Source organism: Mycobacterium simiae (genome assembly GCF_010727605.1).
Taxonomy (GTDB): Bacteria; Actinomycetota; Actinomycetes; order Mycobacteriales; family Mycobacteriaceae; genus Mycobacterium; species Mycobacterium simiae.
Genome location: NZ_AP022568.1, coordinates 3,300,085 through 3,316,882 on the forward strand (window position 1 = coordinate 3,300,085; position 16,798 = coordinate 3,316,882).

A 16,798-nucleotide genomic window follows, 5' to 3' on the forward strand; every position below is an offset into this window, starting at 1 on the left:
CTGGGTGGCCAAGCGCTTGGACTTGAAAGACGTCAACATCTACTACGGATCGTTTCAGGCGGTCGCGGATGTGACACTGTCGATTCTGCCGCGCAGTGTGACGGCGTTCATCGGAGCGTCAGGCTGCGGTAAGACGACCGTGCTACGAACACTGAATCGGATGCATGAGGTCATCCCAGGGGCTCGCGTCGAGGGCACCGTTTTGCTCGACGACGAGAACATCTACGCCTCCGGCATCGACCCGGTCGGTGTGCGCCGCGCGATCGGCATGGTGTTCCAGAGGCCGAACCCGTTCCCCGCCATGTCGATTCGCGACAATGTGGTGGCGGGTCTGAAGCTTCAAGGGGTGCGCAATCGCAAGCTGCTCGACGAGGTCGCCGAGCACTCGTTGCGCGGCGCCAACCTGTGGGATGAGGTCAAGGACCGGTTGAACAGGCCCGGCGGTGGACTGTCCGGCGGGCAGCAGCAGCGGTTGTGCATTGCGCGGGCCATCGCCGTGCAACCCGACGTCCTGCTGATGGATGAGCCGTGCTCGGCACTGGACCCGATTTCGACGATGGCGATCGAGGAACTGATCAGTGAGCTGAAGCAGGACTACACGATTGTCATCGTCACGCACAACATGCAACAGGCGGCCCGGGTCAGCGATCACACGGCGTTCTTCAACCTGGAAGCGGCGGGCAAGCCCGGTCGGCTCATCGAGATCGATGACACCGAAAAGATCTTTTCCAACCCCTCGCAAAAGGCGACCGAGGATTACATTTCGGGCCGCTTCGGCTGAGGTCCTACGGCGTCGTGGACGTTGCCTCGTCCTCGGGCAATTTGCCGGTCGCCTGGAAGATGACGCGCCGGGCGACTTCCACCGCGTGGTCGGCGAAGCGTTCGTAGAACCGCCCCAGCAACGTCACGTCGACGGCGGCCGCCACGCCGTGGCGCCACTCCCGGTCCATCAGCACCGAGAATAAGTGGCGGTGCAGGTCGTCCATCGCGTCGTCTTCTTCGCGTATCCGCGCCGCTTTCTCCGGGTCGCGGGATAGCACCACCTCTTGCGCGCTGTTACCCAATTCGACTGCCACCCTGCCCATTTCGGCAAAGTAGCCGTTGACCTCCTCGGGCAGTGCGTGCTGTGGATGCCGCCGGCGGGCGATTTTGGCGACGTGTAGCGCCAGGGCGCCCATGCGGTCGATGTCGGCGACCATCTGGATGGCACTGACGATCGAGCGGAGATCACCGGCCACCGGTGCCTGCAGCGCCAGCAACACGAAAGCGCTTTCTTCGGCGCCAGCGCTGAGCCGCGCAATCAGTTCGTGTCCGGAAATCACCTGCTCAGCAAGGACGAGGTCGGCCTGCAACAGCGCCTGGGTAGCCTGCTCCATGGCCACCCCGGCCAGCCCGCACATTTCGCCCAGCCGCTCGGATAAATCCGAGAGTTGCTCGTGGTAGGCGGTCCGCATGTCGCCAAGCCTACTTTCTCGGCGTCGAAAACGGCGGTCTAGCGCGGCGAAATGCCGTTATTCACAGGTGGTATCGGCGGCGTTGGTCACCGTCAGGTCGTCGGGCAATTTGGTGGGTGTGCTGCCTGGGTTGCGGTCGATCTGCACGGACAGCGACGAGCCGCTGGGCGCGGGAGGGCTAACCGACTGGAAGTCGGGCCCAAGTACCACCTGGACGACCTGCCCGTAGCCGGACACCCGCGCGACCTTCGAGTTGGCGAAGGCCGAGGCCACCGTCGCGGCCGCTTGCTCGTTGCCGGGCGAAAAGAACACCGTTGTCGACGTCAGCGGGCTCGGGTAGTCATCCGGCGACATGACGTTGAAGCCATTGCGCTTGAGCTGGTTCGTGGCGGTCGCGGCAAGCCCACTCTGAGCGGTCGCATTCGACACGCGCACGGTGACGTCCTCGGGCGAGGTCGTCGTTACCTGCTCGCGGCGCGCCTCGGGAGCGGGTGTCGGCGACGGCTTTGTGGTGGGGGCAGTGGTCGGCCCCGACTTGGGGTTATTGCCCAGGCTCGCGGCGTTCTGGTCGTTTTCTTGGGGTAGTGGATCGTCGTTGATGATGGCGCTGAAGAGCGCTTTCATGCCGGCCGTGCGGGGCGGTTCGTCGCCGTTCTGGTCGGTCACGCCGGTCGGCACCGTGACGAATGTGAAGTGACCGGCCGCCATGCCCTGCAGCGACTGGCCCAGTTGCACGAGGTCTTTGGTCTGCACGTTGTCCACGTAGCTGTTGCTGATGAACATGTTGACCACGTTGTTCAGCTTGTTCAGGTCGGTCAGGGTGTCTTCGGAGATCAGCGAACGCAACAGCGACGACAGGAACAACTGCTGGCGTTTGATCCGGCCGTAGTCACCGTTGAACTCGGTGGTGACCTGACGCGCCCGCACATAGTTCAGCGCTGTCGGGCCGTCAATGAGTTGACGTCCCGAATGCTCCAGCACCGTGCCGAGCTCGTAGTCGTGCAGCGGCGTCTTGCTGCACACCTCCACACCGCCGAGGGCCTCGACCATCTTGGCGAAGCCCGCGAAGTCGACGGCGATAAATCGATTGATGCTCAGCCCGGATAGCTTCTGAATTACCTTCACCAGACACTTCGGACCGCCGAAGGAAAACGCGGAGTTCAACTTGGTCTCGGTGTAGACCATCTTCGGGCCCCACGTCTTCGACTTCTCGTCGTAGAGGGGCCCGTATTTTCCGGTGTCAGGGTTCCATGCTTCGCACTGCATGGGGGTGATCGCGAGGTCCCGGGGAAACGAGACGGCCACCACCCGTTTGCGGTTCGCCGGGATATTGACCAGGATCACGGTGTCCGAGCGGGCGCCTCCGGCGTCCTCGGTGTCCCCGGCGCCCATGTCAGCGTTGGCGCCCGACCGGGAGTCGATGCCGACAATCAGGAAGTCTTCGTCGCCGTACTGTCCGCTCGGGTCGACGATGTCGTCGGAGTGCGGGTCGAGCGCACTGATCATGTTGAGCCGGTGATTCTTCGACGCGCTCCACTGCCAGGCGCCGCCGGTCAGGGCCAGTGCCAGGACCGCCACCAGCGCGGCCAGCGAACGCCCGGCGACCAGCATGCCCCGACGGCGTGACGTGGGTTTCGGCTCCTCGACAGGTTTCGACCGGCGGAACCGCTTACGCGGGGTCGGAGCCGGCTCGGCCTCGTCGTCGGTCGGGGAGGCCGATGACTCGAGTTCGGGTATCTCCGCGACGGCGAGCGAATAGGCCGGAGTATCGATGACCTGGGTGTCCTGCATGGCGACGAACAGGTCCGCGTCGGACTCGAAGGAATCGGAGTCGAAGGGTTCGGCGTCCAAGAATTCGTCGTCCAAGAATTCGTCGTCGTCGAACGCCGCGCGGCGGTGACGGCGGCCGCCGGTGTCGGCGCCGACTTTGGCGATCAGGTCGGCGACGCTGATTGCGCCCGACGCGTGGTTTCCGCTGGGCTCCGGTGACTCGTCGGATTCGTCAGGTTCGTCGGGGGCTGGTGCGGCCGGCTGCGGGACTTGCCAGCGGTGGACGGTGTCGTCGGGCGGCGGCTCGGAGAACCGCTCCCACGGCGCCGCACCCAAGGCGACGGAGCCGGCCGGTGGCCGGTCGCTGGAGCGGCGATAGCCCAGAGTGGCGTCTACCTCGCCGTCACCCATGTCCTTACTCGCCTCCGAAGCGTTGATGCCGCCGTCAGTGATGTCCGTGCGTCAAATCACCGCAGCGCCCTGCCAAGCGCTGCAACTTCGCTGCCCCTCAGGTCACGCTGTGTTTCGTAGCCCCTACGTGGCCGACAAACCGAACCGCCGCCCACGCGCAATCCAGCAAGGTCCACATCGTACTGACTTATCGGCCCGGGCGCGATTTCGAGCGGGGTTCAGCCGCCGGAGTGCATCACGTCCGCCCCGGCCGGCACCGTGCAGTCGTCAGGGTCGTCCAACCAGCCGTCGGGTAGGGCCACCCGAGCGGCGGATCCCTGGCGGCCCCGCGGTCCGTTCGCCGCGTCCGGGAATGCGATCGCGGTGTCGAGCTGATTCAGCAGAGCGTTCAGCTCGTCAAATGTCTTGACCAGGGCCAGCGCGCGGCGCAGCTCGGAGCCGGCCGGAAAACCATGCAGGTACCAGGCGACGTGCTTGCGGATGTCGCGCATGGCCTTGTCCTCGCCGAAATGCGCGATGAGCAACTCGCCGTGCCGGCGGACGATATCGGCGACTTCTCCGAGGGTGGGCGGCGCGGGGACGGGGCTGCCGGTGAACGCGGCCGACAGCTCGGCGAACAGCCACGGCCGGCCTAGGCATCCGCGGCCGATGACGACACCGTCGCAGCCGGTGCTGGCCATCATCGTCAGGGCGTCGCTGGCGTCGTAGATGTCGCCGTTGCCGAGCACGGGGATGGTCTGCACGTGCTGCTTGAGCTGGGCGATCTGCTCCCAGTCGGCGGTGCCGCTGTAGCGCTGGGCCGCCGTCCGGGCGTGCAGGGCGACGGCCGCGGCGCCTTCGGCCTCGGCGATCCGGCCGGCGTCCAGGTGCGTCGGGTGCTCGTCGTCGATACCGATCCGAAACTTCACGGTCACCGGGATGTCGGCGTCTTCGGTCGCGCGGACCGCGGCCGCCACGATCTGGCCGAACAGCCGCCGCTTGTAGGGCAACGCGGCACCGCCGCCGCGCTTGGTGACCTTGGGCACCGGGCAGCCGAAGTTCATGTCGATGTGGTCGGCGAGGTCTTCGTCGACAATCATCTTCGCCGCCGCGTAGGTGGTGGCCGGGTCGACGGTGTAGAGCTGCAGCGAACGGGGTGATTCGTCCGGCGCGAACGTCGTCATGTGCATGGTGACCGGATGCCGCTCGACGAGGGCGCGCGCCGTCACCATCTCGCAGACGTAGAGCCCGCTGACCGTGCCGACCTTGGCTTGCTCGAGTTCGCGACACAACGTCCGGAATGCGACGTTGGTCACACCCGCCATCGGGGCCAGCACCACCGGGCTGGCGAGCGTGATGGGGCCGATACGCAACGCGGTGTCCGGTCCGACTACCGGCGGCTCATCGCCAGCTTGCCGGCGGTTTGGTGCAGTTCGAAGGCGGTCGTGCGCTTGCCGGTGCGGGCTTCCCGCTCCAGCTGGCGCTGCTTGGACACCTCGAATTTCTCGCAGGCCTGTTCGAGTTCCTTGATCAGCAACGCCAAGTCCTCGCGCAGCTCGGCGGCCTCTCCGGTGAAGTCCTCGCGCTCGAAGATGCGCCACTTCTTCAGCACCGGCAAAACGACTTCGTCGAGGTGGATGCGCGGGTCGTAGACGCCGCCGACGGCGATCATCACGGCCTTGCGCCGGAATTCGGGCACCTGGTAGCCGGGCATCTGGAAGTTGCGCAACACCTTGTGCAGCGACTTCATCGCCTGATTCGGTGCGATCTCGAACCCGGCCGAGGTGACGTCGCGGTAGAAGATCATGTGCAGGTTTTCGTCGGCCGAGATCTTGCCCAGCAGCTGGTCCGCGATCGTCTCGTCGCAGGCCTTGCCGGTGTTGCGGTGCGAGATCCGAGTCGCCAACTCCTGGAACGTCACGTACGTGACGGAATCAAACAGGCTCTCCGCGAACAGGTCTTCGCGAACCTGGTGGTTCTGGCCGGGACTGAAGCCGCGGTTGACGACCTCGATGCGCAGCTTCTCCAGTTCGACGGGGTCCACCGCGCGCGTGACGACCAGGTAGTCGCGCAGCGCGATGCCGTGCCGGTTCTCCTCCGCCGTCCAGCGGTTGACCCACTGTCCCCAGGGGCCGTCCATGCCGAAGTTCATCGCGATCTCGCGGTGGTATGAGGGCAGGTTGTCCTCGGTCATCAAGTTCTGCACCATCGCCACCTGAGCGACATCAGAAAGTTGGGACTGTCCCGGCTCCCAGTCCTGTCCGCCGAGCGCGTAGAAGTTCTTGCCGTCCGACCACGGGATGTAGTCGTGCGGGTTCCACGGCTTGTGCATGGAGAGGTGCCGGTTCAGGTACTTCTCGACCACCGGCTCAAGCTCATGCAAAAGCTGCAGGTCAGTCAGTTCGGCTGGCATGACTCCCCCAGTTATCTGTGTCTCGTGGTTGCAGTCAATATATCTGTGTCGGTCAGTAGCATCAAGTTTCCGCCGCGCGCGCCGAGGTCACGGTTTGGCCTACGTCCCATGCTTGTTCGGGAGGCCACCGAGACGGCCGTTGGCGACCGGACGGAATTGCTACTCGGATACCCCTTCCGTCGGCGGAACATACGGCGCGGCGGTGTTGAAGAGCATGTTCACGCAGTAGTCGATGAATTGCTTCCGGGTCGCTCCGAGTTGCCGGTTGAGGTACGCGGTGAACAGACTCGTCAGGCCACCGACCAAGCTGGTGGCGATCATCTTCTGCAGGACGGGATCGCCGATGCTGGACAACTTGCGTTGCAGCAGATCGATGAAACTGGGCATCCACTCGGCGCCCGATTGGGTCAGGATCGGCTCGACGGCCGGCGCCAACAGCAACACCCGTCCGCGCACCGGATCGTCGACCATCAGCTCGACGAATTGCTCGACCGCTTCACGCGGAGTATCCGCCGATGTGAGCGCCGTCATAGCGCGGGCGCAGACATCGTCGTACACCGCGCGGACGAATTCGTCACGGTCGGAGAAACTCTCGTAGAAATACCGCTCGGTTAATGCCGCCTTGCGACACACTGCGCGGACGGTGAGCGCGGGCCCGCGCTCGCTGCCCAGTAGTTGTACGCCGGCGGCAATGAGGTTGTCGCGACGAAGGGCGTGGCGACTTTCCAGGGGGACGCCCGACCAACGGCCCCGTCGTTGACTGGTCTGCACATCGCTCCTAAGCTTAAAATTGACAACGCTCGTAGTCAGAATTTCGGACACAATGAGGAAACCCGACAGTGACCCAAGATACGTCCGCGACCTGCCCACTGACCAGCGCCGAAGCTGGTAGCGACACGACCACGGTAGGCGGGGTGGCAATTGGACCCGATGCCTCCGACGCCGTCGCGGGCGGGTGCCCGGTGTCTCCGGCGGGGTATCAGGCGCCGCCGACCCCCCTTGGTCCGGAGTCTTTGACATGGCGCTACTTCGGCGATTGGCGCGGCATGTTGCAGGGGCCGTGGGCGGGCTCGATGCAGAACATGCACCCCCAGCTCGGGGCCGCGGTCATCGATCACTCGACGTTTTTCCGCGAACGCTGGCCGCGGTTACTGCGGTCGTTGTATCCGATCGGCGGAGTGGTCTTCGACGGGGACCGGGCCCCGAACACCGGCGCCGAGGTGCGTGACTACCACATCAACATCAAGGGTGTCGACGCGCAGGGGCGTCGATACCACGCACTGAACCCCGAGGTGTTCTACTGGGCGCACGCCACCTTCTTCGTCGGGACAATCATTGTGGCAGAACGCTTTTGCGGGGGACTGACCGAAGATCAGAAGCGGCAGCTGTTCGACGAACACGTCCAGTGGTACCGGATGTACGGGATGAGCATGCGGCCGGTTCCGGCGTCGTGGGAGGAGTTCCAGGCCTACTGGGACCATATGTGCAACAACGTGTTAGAGGACAATTGGGCCGCCCGCGCGGTGCTGGACCTGACGGAGTTGCCCAAACCTCCTTTCGCGCAATGGCTTCCGGATAGCCTATGGGCCGCACAGCGCAAACTGCTGGCGCCGTTCTTCGTGTGGTTCACCGTTGGCCTCTACGATCCTGCGGTGCGCCGGCTGATGGGCTACCGGTGGTCCCGCCGCGACGAATGGCTACACCGACGCCTCGGTAACTTGGTCCGCGTCGTCTTCGCCTGTGTGCCAACACGATTCCGCAAACATCCGCGGGCGCGAGCGGGCTTGGATCGGGCCGCCGGACGGATTCGGACCGACGCGCCGCTCGTTCACACCCCGGCACGCAATCTGCCGCCGCTGGACGAGCGCAGCAATCCCATGCACTACTGCCCTGAGGTTTCCTAAAGTCCGCTCGAGGCCGGCGGGACAATCGTCGACGCACGTTGCCCGCCGTTGCGTTCATGCCAGAATCGGTAGACGTCCACGGCGGCGTCGCGGGGGTCGTAACGCATCGGCAGCCGGCGTTAGTCCCAGTCTTTCGCGAATTCGTCGTAAAACGTTGACACCTCAAAGTATTTCCGGTCATCGAGATAGTACTGCTCGTAGGAGTCGCGGGTGATCAAAAAGATGACTTCCTTGGGGGAGCAGTAGTACAGCGAGCCCAGACACATTGGGCATGGGTGCGCCAGCACATAGATGCTGGCGTCGACCAGGTGCTCGGTTCCGAGCTTCACGCATGCCGCTCGGATAGCGAGAATTTCGGCGTGCGCGGTGGGGTCGTTGGTTTGGGCGACCATGTTGGCGCTCTCGGCCAGGACCGCGCCGTCGTTGACAATCACCGTTGCGAATGGACGGCCACCCGCAGCGACGTTACGGCGAGCCAGCTCGATGGTGCGTTCGGCGAAGTCGGTCACGGTTCCTCCGAAGCGCACGGGATCAGGTAGTTCGCAGAGTAGTCCCGCCGGGGCGGGCGATCGGCGCTGTGGTAATAACTAGCTTATCTATATTTTTGGTCTTTGACGTAGGAGAGCACATGGCCCGCACCGAAAGCGATCGCTGGAATCTCGCGACGAGTGTGGGGGCGACGGCCACCATGGTGGCCGCGCAGCGGGCGCTGTCCAACGACGAGAAGCTGATCGACGACCCCTATGCCGCGCCGTTGGTGCGTGCGGTCGGAATCGACGTGTACGTCCGCATGGTCAACGGGGAGATCCCGGTGGGCGAGGGCTCCGATTTTGACCCGCGGCGAACCGCCGAAGCCATGGCCACCCGGACCCGCTTCTACGACCAGCACTTCCTCGACGCCACCCGGGGCGGCATCACGCAGGCGGTCATCCTCGCCTCCGGGCTGGACGCGCGGGCCTACCGGTTGCCATGGCCGGCGGGCACCGTCGTCTATGAGGTTGACATGCCGGACGTGATCGAGTTCAAGACCCAGACCCTGAGCGATCTGGGTGCGGAGCCCACTGCCCAGCGACGTACGGTCGCGGTCGACTTGCGCGACGATTGGGCAACCGCGCTGCAGGCGGCGGGATTCGACCCCAAGGCGCCGTCGGCGTGGAGCGCGGAGGGGTTGGTGGTGTACCTGCCGGACGACGCGCAGGACGCGCTGTTCGACAACATCACCGAACTCAGCGCCCCGGGCAGTCGGCTGGCGTTCGAATTCGTCCCGGACACAGCGGTTTTCGCCGACCCGCGGTGGCGTGCGCACCACGAGCGGATGAGCGAGTACGGGTTCGAGGTGGATTTCAACGATCTCGTCTACCACGGCCAGCGCAGTCATCTCGTCGATCACGTCAAACAGCGCGGCTGGGAAGTGTCGTCGCGCACGGTCAAAGAGCTGCACGCCGCCAACGGTTTTCACTATCCCGACGATGAGGTCGCGGCGGCCTTCGCCGACGTGACCTACAGCAGCGCGGTGCTCTCGCGATAGCGGCGGACGTCAGCGCGGCAAGTCGCCGTGCAGGGGGCTGGTGACGAGCTCCCGATACACGGCGTGGGCCGGCTCGTAGAGGTTGTGGAAGGTCGCGCGGACCGCGTCACGGTTGTATTCGGGGATGGACGCCACCGGTGTCCAGAAGCTGTCGATGTCCAACTGGAAAAACGGTCCGGGCTGGGCAGGCAGGGTGCGCCGCAGGTAGTAGTTCGGGTCAAGCGCCTGGCCCATGCCCGGGCCGTAGCGCACGATCATCGATTTGCCGGGCTGCGGCTCGCGGTATACCGCGGCGCCCTGCCACTCGGTCAGGGTCAGCCCGCCGGGGGTCACGCGTTGTGGACCGAGCAGCGACTCGGAGATCCATTCGCTCCATTCGATGCGGCCGTGCTCGTCGGCCGGGATTCGGATCTCGAGCAGGTAGCGCAGCCCGATGCGTTCCACCCCGACGATCGAGGACACCTGGGCGCGGGCGTCCACGACCCGCATCGCCACGTCGCACAGCGACTCGAACCCGTTGTAGGCGGTGGTTTCGACGACAACTGCCTGAGTCTTGATCGACGCGGCCAGGGTGCTGTCCCGGTTGACGTAGCGAACGAAGTTTTCGGCGGTCGGCACCGGGCTTCCGCCCGGGCCCATGCCCCACGTGACGTCCTGAGCTGGCCGTTCGATGGGCAGCTCGTCAGCCAGAAACCGTTTGAGCTCCCGGCTCGACCCCTCGGTGAGGGCATCCGTTGCCGGGTGCCGGATTTCCATCGTTACCAGGGCTACAGGCGCGTTCTGTCGGCTCGGATCGACGCTCACCTCGCGAAGCATAGCCAAGCCGCCCGGCGGGCGGACGTACCGTTCCTCGGCCACGCTGAACTCCTCATCCACGGAGTGTCACGGATCAGCCGAAGCAACTGTCAAGCATCAACCGAAACACTGTCAGGCATCACCCGAAGACAAAATGTCAACTATCAGCCGACGTCATACACCGCTTTGGTGCCCCCACTAGGACTCGAACCTAGGACCTGCGGATTAAAAGTCCGTAGCTCTACCAACTGAGCTATAGGGGCGGCGAAGATTCAGGATACTTGCACCCGAATCGGGGCTCGAACACTCCTCGTTTGAGGATTGGGCCTGCGGTGACCTAAGCTGGCGTGGCTCCCAACGCAAGTTGCGTTGCGAGTACCCCCGGAGTGATTCGGACTGGCCCCCATCGTCTAGTGGCCTAGGACGCCGCCCTTTCACGGCGGTAGCACGGGTTCGAATCCCGTTGGGGGTACGCGCAACGGCGGCGACGTCGGAGCGAGCACTATATGCAGGTAAGCAAGGCCCTGTGGCGCAGTTGGTTAGCGCGCCGCCCTGTCACGGCGGAGGTCGCGGGTTCGAGTCCCGTCAGGGTCGCCCATGAAGGCGAGGCACGTTATCGGTGCCTTCCGGGCCAGGTAGCTCAGTTGGTACGAGCGTCCGCCTGAAAAGCGGAAGGTCGCCGGTTCGATCCCGGCCCTGGCCACCAGGCTTTAGCTGCACGGACGCGGTGCCGGCACTCTATCGGATTGGTCTTGTCCGTTCGCCTGGTTCTTGGCGACGTCGTTGAGCTGGTCGGCCTTCTGGACGTAGCGAAGGTCGGCGCCGGAGGCGCCGTCGCGTCGGCCGGGAAGGCGCTCAGCGGTGCCGCGGTTTCAAGCGAAAATTGACACGCGACTGGTCGAGCGTGAGAGGCAGCGGTTTATGTGGGTTGAGTGTGGCGTCGGTCGTTGCCGGTGTGCGCTCGCCGAGTAACGCTGTCAATACGGCGACGCCGAGTCGCAACGCCAGGTCGGCTCCGGGACATGCTTGCGGGCCGTGACTGAAGAAGTTGAACGACCACGACGATTGGGCGGGCCCTTCGATCCATGCGAGGGGTTTGAACTGGTCGGCATCGGGGAAACGGCTGGTGTCGCGGTGGTTGAAGGTGTTGACGATCATGACTTGTGTTCCCGCGGGTACAGTCTCGCCGTCCCACTCGGTGGGCTCGGTCAGGGTTCGCGCGAGGGCGGGGGTGCTGGGCCAGAGGCGCATTGCTTCGGATAGGCAGCCGAGAAGGTAGTCGTGAGCGGTGTTTTCCTCGATTGCTTTCTGCGCGTGGAGAAGAACCTCAGGGTGTGTGGCCAGCAGCGCTAGACAACGCCAGAGATTGATAGCCAGGGTGTCACCCATCGCGAACATCCAGTGGATGACCTGATGGGTCGGGAACGTGATATCGGAGACGGGCGCTGCGGCGAATTGTCCGACCAGACCGTGTGCATCCGCGGCTTGAACGTAGCGGTTCAGCGCGGTCAGGAAGGTGTCGAAAAGCTCGGGATCTCCCTTGCCGGGCGGGTTGGCTTTAGCCATCAGCGTCACGAGTTGCGCCGATAACTGTTGATCGTCAGCTGCGTTGTCGCCGAGAATGATTCGCCGCGCGATTCGCTGTAACGCACTGTGAAACTGTGGCCAGTCGAGATTGTCGGGCAGGGCTCGGGCTTCCTCCTCCGTGACGGCGTCGCAGCGGTGGGCGATCGCGCCGTTACCGGTGGCGTGCGCCAGGACGGCCTCGGTGAAGCGGCGGCGGTCCGCCCAATGGTCGCCTCGTGAGATGGTCAGGGCGTGCGGTTGGAATTTGTTCATTCCGGAGAGTTTGGGTTCGGGGTCGGACGCGAAAGGCGATGGCGCACCTGAGAGTACGAAGCGGATCTGATCCGGGCCGAAGACGAGCAGCGTGGGCTTGCCGCCGACTTTCACCCAGATAGGTCCATTACCGTAGCGCCGGTGCAGCGCGGCGAGCAGCCGGTGTGCGCGACGGGCGACACCGGCCCGGCCGAGCGCGGCGGTGACCGTGCGCCGGCGGCTGAAAAGCCCCTCGGCCAGATTGGGCAGCGCCACCAGCGTCGTGAAACGCAGGCTCTCCAGTGTGCTGGTGTGCGGGAGGGCCGCTGTGCGACTCGTCAAAGTTCCTCACTTTTCATGAGGGCGGCATCGATGTGGCTGAACAGTGCACGGCGGGCGGGCTTGGCTTCCGGAACGGGCAGCAGCGGGTAGACGTGAATTGCCCCGGGTTGCTCATGGTAGGTGATGCGGCTGGTGCCAATGCTGTCCCGCAGCCGACGGCAGTCGGCGACGAAGATGTCGCGGTCGCCGATGTAGAGGTCGATCGGTGGAAGGTTGTCCAGCGCACCGAAGATGGGACTGACCCGGTAATCATCCGCTGCGAGGTGTCCGGCCCACACGCGGCCGCACTCACGTAGGCCGGGAACCGCGAGCCAGGGGTCGCGCTTGGCCAGGGTCGGGATGGCGGGATTGGTCAGTGCGATGTCGAGCCAGGGACTGATCAGGGTGAGCCCCAGCGGCGGGGTGGCGCCGGCGCTGATGGTCGCCTGGGTCGCGGCGAGCGCGAGGCCGGCACCGGAGGAGTCGCCGGCCAGATACGTGGGCCCATTGTGCGCGGCTCGGCTGATCACCTGCCCGACGAATTGGACCGCTTCGTCGGCATGATGCTGCGGCGCGAGTCCGTAGAGCGGGACGTGTACGGGGCGTCGGGTCGCGTCGGCGATCGAGCAGACGAGTTTCCAGTGCGCGGGTTCGATCTGGTTGACGTAGGCGCCCCCGTGGACGTAGATCACCGACGGTCCGCGTTCAGGAATGGGTTCTCCGCCCGCTGATTGCACTGTGTAGCAACCGAACCCGCTCACGGTGGTGCTGGTCAGGTGGTAACGAGCGGACGTTGCGACCCGAGAGGGTGGTTTGCCGCTTTTCTTGGCCCGGTTGAGAAAAGCGCGCGCGCTCCGCTCCGTTGCATAGGTGCGAGGCCGGCGGACGAGTCGCCCGTAGGTAGCGATGGCATGCATCTGCCAAGACATCGGTCTACCGTACGACCGCAATCTTGAAGACAGCGCTGGTGATCGTCCCGAATGCATTTCTGCCGCCGATGAATAGCCGTTTGGTGTCGTAGCCCGCGACGTCTTTCATGTTCTGGCCGCCGAAGCGGGCCGCGGCGCCGTCGGGCAGGACAACCTCGACGCCGAGCAGCCCGTGGCGCACCTCGAGGCGTTCCTCGCCGGTTGCGTTGGCGATCACTTCGCCGACGGTACGGTCGAGGCCCTCGGTCGGGATGGCCGGGCAAATCACACCTTGCTCGTGGAGTGTGCGCGACAGATCGGCGAGCGTGACCGCTGCGCCGACCACAAGGTTCAGGTTGCCGGTGTTGACCTCGACCGTGGTGTCGTCACCGTCGGCGTGGGGCGCGGAGCTCGGCTGGCCCTCGAGCGCCGCGCGCACGGCGGCTTCGAATGCCGGCAGCGCGGGCTCTTCTGGCGAGACGTCGGGCAACATGATGCCGGGGTTGAAGGTCTGCGCGGGATCGAAGACCTGCTTGAGGATGCGCTGAGCGGCGATCTCGACCGGGGTGAAGCGTTTGGTCATGAATTGAATCTTCTCGGTGCCGACACCGTGCTCGCCGGTGATGGTGCCATCGAGTTTCAGTGCTGCTTCGATGATTTCGTTATTGGCGGCCTCCAACGCCGTGGCCGCGTTGGGGTTGTCCTTGTCGTAGAAGGTCGTCGGATGGAGGTCCCCGTCTCCGGCGTGGCCGGTCACAGCGATGAACAGCAGGCCGTCGGAGTGTCGTTTGGCGGCGTCCTGGATGGCCTGCTGCATCTCCGGAATGTGTTGGCGTGGGACGGTGACGTCACCGATGAAGAAGCCCTTGCCGCTGTGCACGACGGCGTCGGGGGCGTGCAGGCGTCCATACCAGAGCTTGGCGCGGGCTTCATCGTCGTCGGCGCGGCGCACCTCGGTGGCGTGTTGCCGCAACACCTTTTCGACGATCGCGGCGTCGCAGTCGACTTCGGCCGCGGTCCCGTCGACGTCGATGAGCACGATCGCGTCGGCGTCGGTGGGATAGCCGGTGTCGGTGAACTGCTGCAGGCCGTTGATGCCGGCTCGGTCGAGCCATTCGACCGCCGCGGGCACCGTGCCGGTGTGGATGATCGCGGAGATGGTTTCGGCTGCCGCCCGGGCGGTGGTGAAGCTGCCCATCAGGCTGCGCGTGACCGGCGCAATGGGTCGCAACGCGACGGTCGCCTCCGTCAGGATCGCCAGGGTGCCTTCCGAGCCGATCAGAATCCCGAGCAGGTCCGGGCCGTCGTCGGCCGCGTCGAGGTTGATCACGGTGCCATCAGCCAGAACCGCTTCGACGCTGAGGACGTGGTTGTAGGTGACGCCGTATTTGAGAGCGTGTGGCCCACCGGCGTTTTCGATGATGTTGCCGCCGATGCTTGCCAGATGTGCCGAGACCGGGTCGGGGGAGAACACCAGTTTGTGCGGGGCTAGCTGCTGCTGAAGATCGAAATTGATGACACCGGGCTGTACCCGGGCGGTGCGGGCAGTCGGGTTGATGTCGAGAACCCGGTTCATCTGGGTCAGATCGAGCACCGCGCGGTCGGCCCCGGCCATGACTCCGGCGCTGCAATTCGATGCGCCGGCGCGGGCGACCAACGAAACATGGTGTGCAGCAGCAACTTTGACTGCGGCGACGACGTCGTCGCGACTGCGCGGACGCAACACCAGCCCGGGTTGTCGGCCGAAACCCCAATAGTCTTTGGCGTTTTCGGCAAGTGTAGCATCGTCAATGGCTACCGCGTCGCCGCCATGAAGTGCTTCGGCAAACGCCGAAACGATCGCGTCATCCACTAGATGTCTCCTAGCTGCCGAATCCGCCGGGCACGGGTGTCGTGCGGGCGTTGATCAGGGTGGGTCGGTCGCGGTCGGCGATGCCGGCTTTGATCAACTCGTATACCTCGTCAGAGCTCTGTGCTTCGTGGGCGTCGACGCCGTAGCTGGCTGCGGTCGCGACGATGTCGAGGCCGGGGATGTCGAGTCCGGGAACGTTCGGGGTCTTTTCCCAGACACCGAATTCTTTGACCACGCCATATTCGGCGTTGGACGCGACCACTACCGTGAGGGGAATGTTGTAGCGTGCCGCGCTCCACAGCGCGGTGATCGCGTAGTGGATGGAGCCGTCACCCATGCACGACACGACCGGACGATCGGGGGCCGCGATTTGCGCGCCGACCGATGCTGGCAGGCCCCAGCCGAGCCCACCGCCGGCGGCCGACAGATGTGACCGTGGATTGCCCGGACGGATGCTGTTGGTCATGGCGATCTCGTTGCTGCCGGCTTCGCTGACCCACAGCGTGTCCGCGGGTGCGGCGTGAGCGACGGCGGTCCACAGATCCGCGGGCTTGAGCGGTACCTGCTCCGAGATCCGCTCGGGGACCGCGGCGCGGGGCGCGGGCGCGGAGCGCTGAGTGGGTTTCACCGCCGCCGCCAACGCCTTTGTGGCGGTGCGAATGTCGGCGACAATCGCGTCGCCGACGGGGGCGCGGGCGGCCTCGTCGGGATCGTTGGTGATCTGGATCAAGCGAGCACCCTCAGGCAGGTACGGCCCGGGCACCAACGGGTAATAGCGGAACACCGGCGTACCGATCGTGAGGATCAGGTCGTGGCCGGCGAGAAGCCCAGAGATCCAGCCCGCCCCCGGGGGTAGCGCGCCGTGATAGAGCCGGTGATTTTCCGGGAACCCACTCCAGCCGGTCAAAGGCGCGGTGTAGACGGGTGATTCGGTGCGCTCGGCCAGCTCGATCACCGCGTCATAGGCGTCGTAGCGGTCGATGTCGCCGCCGACGATGATCGCCGGCGAGGTGGCTGCGTCGAGTTGTGCACCGACCTGCTCGGCCAGCTCGGTCGGAAAACCCGTCGCGTGGGTCACGGTGCGATCGCGCACCACCGCGATATCGGCGAGCTGGTCGTCGGTCAGTTCGACCGGCATGTCGTCCATCGGCAGCGAGACGAACACCGGTCCCATCGGTGGGGTGGTGGCCAGGTGGATCGCCCGAGCCAGGACGGCCGGTGACTCACTGGCGATGGCTGGCTCGGCAGCCCATTTCACGAATGGCTTTGGTGTGGTGGTGGGTTCGTGATTGGTGAGCAGGCAGTACTGGTTTTGCATGTTGCGGCGCTGGTTGCCCGCGGTGATGATCAGCGGTGTCTTGTTGACGTAGGCGTTGTAGATCTGGCCTTGCGCGTTACCCATGCCCGGGGCGGTGTGCAGATTGACCAGGGCCGGGCGGGCGGTGACTTGCGCGTAGGCGTCGGCCATCCCGACCGGGATCATCTCCTGCAGGCCCAGGAAGTAGCGGAAGTCGTCGGGAAAGTCTTGCAGCAGAGCCAATTCCGACGAGCCGGGGTTGCCGAACCAGGTGGTCAAATTGTGTGAGCGGAACAGGTCGATGATGGCGTCGCGCACGGTGGTCATGGATGGCCGTTACTTTCGGAC

At 65.0% G+C, this 16,798-nt stretch carries 13 protein-coding genes, 4 tRNA genes and 1 pseudogene; 6 read left to right on the top strand and 12 right to left on the bottom strand.

All coding sequences use genetic code 11. The features are described 5' to 3' along the window. Positions 1-4 precede the first annotated feature (4 nt). Entirely contained in the window at positions 5-781 is a 777-nt protein-coding gene (gene pstB / locus G6N33_RS15420) for a phosphate ABC transporter ATP-binding protein PstB (protein WP_044508465.1), read from the top strand. Between the two features lie 4 nt (positions 782-785). Here the strand turns inward: pstB and phoU are convergent, their stop codons facing one another. From phoU to G6N33_RS15445, 5 genes are all read right to left on the bottom strand, one after another. Next, complete coding sequence (phoU, locus tag G6N33_RS15425; protein ID WP_044508464.1) at positions 786-1,454, bottom strand: phosphate signaling complex protein PhoU; 669 nt, start codon at positions 1,452-1,454, stop codon at positions 786-788. Positions 1,455-1,511: 57 nt separating this feature from the next. Next, positions 1,512-3,635 (bottom strand): LCP family protein, encoded by a 2,124-nt coding sequence (locus tag G6N33_RS15430; RefSeq protein WP_044508463.1) that lies wholly within the window; start codon positions 3,633-3,635, stop codon positions 1,512-1,514. Positions 3,636-3,853: 218 nt separating this feature from the next. After that, positions 3,854-4,987, bottom strand: a complete 1,134-nt coding sequence (gene dusB / locus G6N33_RS15435; RefSeq protein ID WP_044508462.1) for a tRNA dihydrouridine synthase DusB — start codon at positions 4,985-4,987, stop codon at positions 3,854-3,856. A gap of 17 nt (positions 4,988-5,004) precedes the next feature. Beyond that, positions 5,005-6,027 (bottom strand): acyl-ACP desaturase, encoded by a 1,023-nt coding sequence (locus G6N33_RS15440; protein WP_044508461.1) that lies wholly within the window; start codon positions 6,025-6,027, stop codon positions 5,005-5,007. A 159-nt stretch (positions 6,028-6,186) separates the two neighbouring features. Beyond that, positions 6,187-6,798, bottom strand: coding sequence for a TetR/AcrR family transcriptional regulator (locus G6N33_RS15445; RefSeq protein ID WP_101528639.1), 612 nt, complete (start codon positions 6,796-6,798; stop codon positions 6,187-6,189). A gap of 68 nt (positions 6,799-6,866) precedes the next feature. Here G6N33_RS15445 and G6N33_RS15450 point away from each other — a divergent pair, with 68 nt between their 5' ends. Continuing rightward, positions 6,867-7,931: an oxygenase MpaB family protein gene (locus tag G6N33_RS15450; protein ID WP_044508460.1), complete on the top strand. Its 1,065-nt coding sequence runs from the start codon at positions 6,867-6,869 to the stop codon at positions 7,929-7,931. Here G6N33_RS15450 and G6N33_RS15455 read toward each other — a convergent pair. Next, a pseudogene (locus G6N33_RS15455) lies at positions 7,928-8,440 on the bottom strand (nucleoside deaminase). The gene G6N33_RS15450 and the pseudogene G6N33_RS15455 sit on opposite strands and share 4 nt — an antisense overlap. 119 nt (positions 8,441-8,559) lie before the next feature. Between G6N33_RS15455 and G6N33_RS15460 the strand changes: the two are divergent. Then, on the top strand, positions 8,560-9,459 hold the full coding sequence (locus G6N33_RS15460; RefSeq protein WP_044508459.1) for an SAM-dependent methyltransferase: 900 nt from the start codon (positions 8,560-8,562) through the stop codon (positions 9,457-9,459). A gap of 9 nt (positions 9,460-9,468) precedes the next feature. On the opposite strand, the gene G6N33_RS15465 is transcribed toward G6N33_RS15460, so the two are convergent. Next, a complete protein-coding gene (locus G6N33_RS15465) occupies positions 9,469-10,275 on the bottom strand; it encodes a TIGR04255 family protein (RefSeq protein WP_044512431.1) in 807 nt (268 codons plus the stop codon). 166 nt (positions 10,276-10,441) lie between these two features. Then, positions 10,442-10,517: transfer RNA gene (locus tag G6N33_RS15470), tRNA-Lys, on the bottom strand. Positions 10,518-10,653: 136 nt separating this feature from the next. Here G6N33_RS15470 and G6N33_RS15475 point away from each other — a divergent pair. From G6N33_RS15475 to G6N33_RS15485, 3 genes are all read left to right on the top strand, one after another. Further along, a tRNA-Glu gene (locus G6N33_RS15475) sits at positions 10,654-10,726 on the top strand. Positions 10,727-10,774: 48 nt separating this feature from the next. Continuing rightward, positions 10,775-10,848 (top strand) — tRNA-Asp (locus tag G6N33_RS15480). Between the two features lie 35 nt (positions 10,849-10,883). Further along, positions 10,884-10,960 (top strand) — tRNA-Phe (locus G6N33_RS15485). A 149-nt stretch (positions 10,961-11,109) separates the two neighbouring features. Here G6N33_RS15485 and G6N33_RS15490 read toward each other — a convergent pair. From G6N33_RS15490 to mdlC, 4 genes are all read right to left on the bottom strand, one after another. Next, a complete protein-coding gene (locus G6N33_RS15490) occupies positions 11,110-12,348 on the bottom strand; it encodes a cytochrome P450 (RefSeq protein ID WP_155945910.1) in 1,239 nt (412 codons plus the stop codon). A 62-nt stretch (positions 12,349-12,410) separates the two neighbouring features. Continuing rightward, on the bottom strand, positions 12,411-13,322 hold the full coding sequence (locus tag G6N33_RS15495) for an alpha/beta hydrolase fold domain-containing protein (RefSeq protein WP_081662090.1): 912 nt from the start codon (positions 13,320-13,322) through the stop codon (positions 12,411-12,413). Positions 13,323-13,326: 4 nt separating this feature from the next. After that, positions 13,327-15,153 carry an FAD-binding oxidoreductase gene (locus tag G6N33_RS15500; protein ID WP_101528638.1) on the bottom strand — a complete coding sequence of 609 codons (1,827 nt, stop codon included), beginning with the start codon at positions 15,151-15,153 and terminating at the stop codon, positions 13,327-13,329. Positions 15,154-15,163: 10 nt separating this feature from the next. Continuing rightward, entirely contained in the window at positions 15,164-16,777 is a 1,614-nt protein-coding gene (gene mdlC, locus G6N33_RS15505) for a benzoylformate decarboxylase (protein ID WP_044508456.1), read from the bottom strand. Between the last annotated feature and the right edge of the window lie 21 nt (positions 16,778-16,798).

Bases quoted from the DNA above. Each gene is read 5' to 3' on its own strand.
- G6N33_RS15440 (WP_044508461.1), bottom strand. From the start codon at position 6,027: ATGCCAGCCGAACTGACTGACCTGCAGCTTTTGCATGAGCTTGAGCCG.
- mdlC (WP_044508456.1), bottom strand. From the start codon at position 16,777: ATGACCACCGTGCGCGACGCCATCATCGACCTGTTCCGCTCACACAAT.
- phoU (WP_044508464.1), bottom strand. From the start codon at position 1,454: ATGCGGACCGCCTACCACGAGCAACTCTCGGATTTATCCGAGCGGCTG.
- G6N33_RS15465 (WP_044512431.1), bottom strand. From the start codon at position 10,275: ATGCTTCGCGAGGTGAGCGTCGATCCGAGCCGACAGAACGCGCCTGTA.
- G6N33_RS15430 (WP_044508463.1), bottom strand. From the start codon at position 3,635: ATGGGTGACGGCGAGGTAGACGCCACTCTGGGCTATCGCCGCTCCAGC.
- G6N33_RS15495 (WP_081662090.1), bottom strand. From the start codon at position 13,322: ATGTCTTGGCAGATGCATGCCATCGCTACCTACGGGCGACTCGTCCGC.
- G6N33_RS15460 (WP_044508459.1), top strand. From the start codon at position 8,560: ATGGCCCGCACCGAAAGCGATCGCTGGAATCTCGCGACGAGTGTGGGG.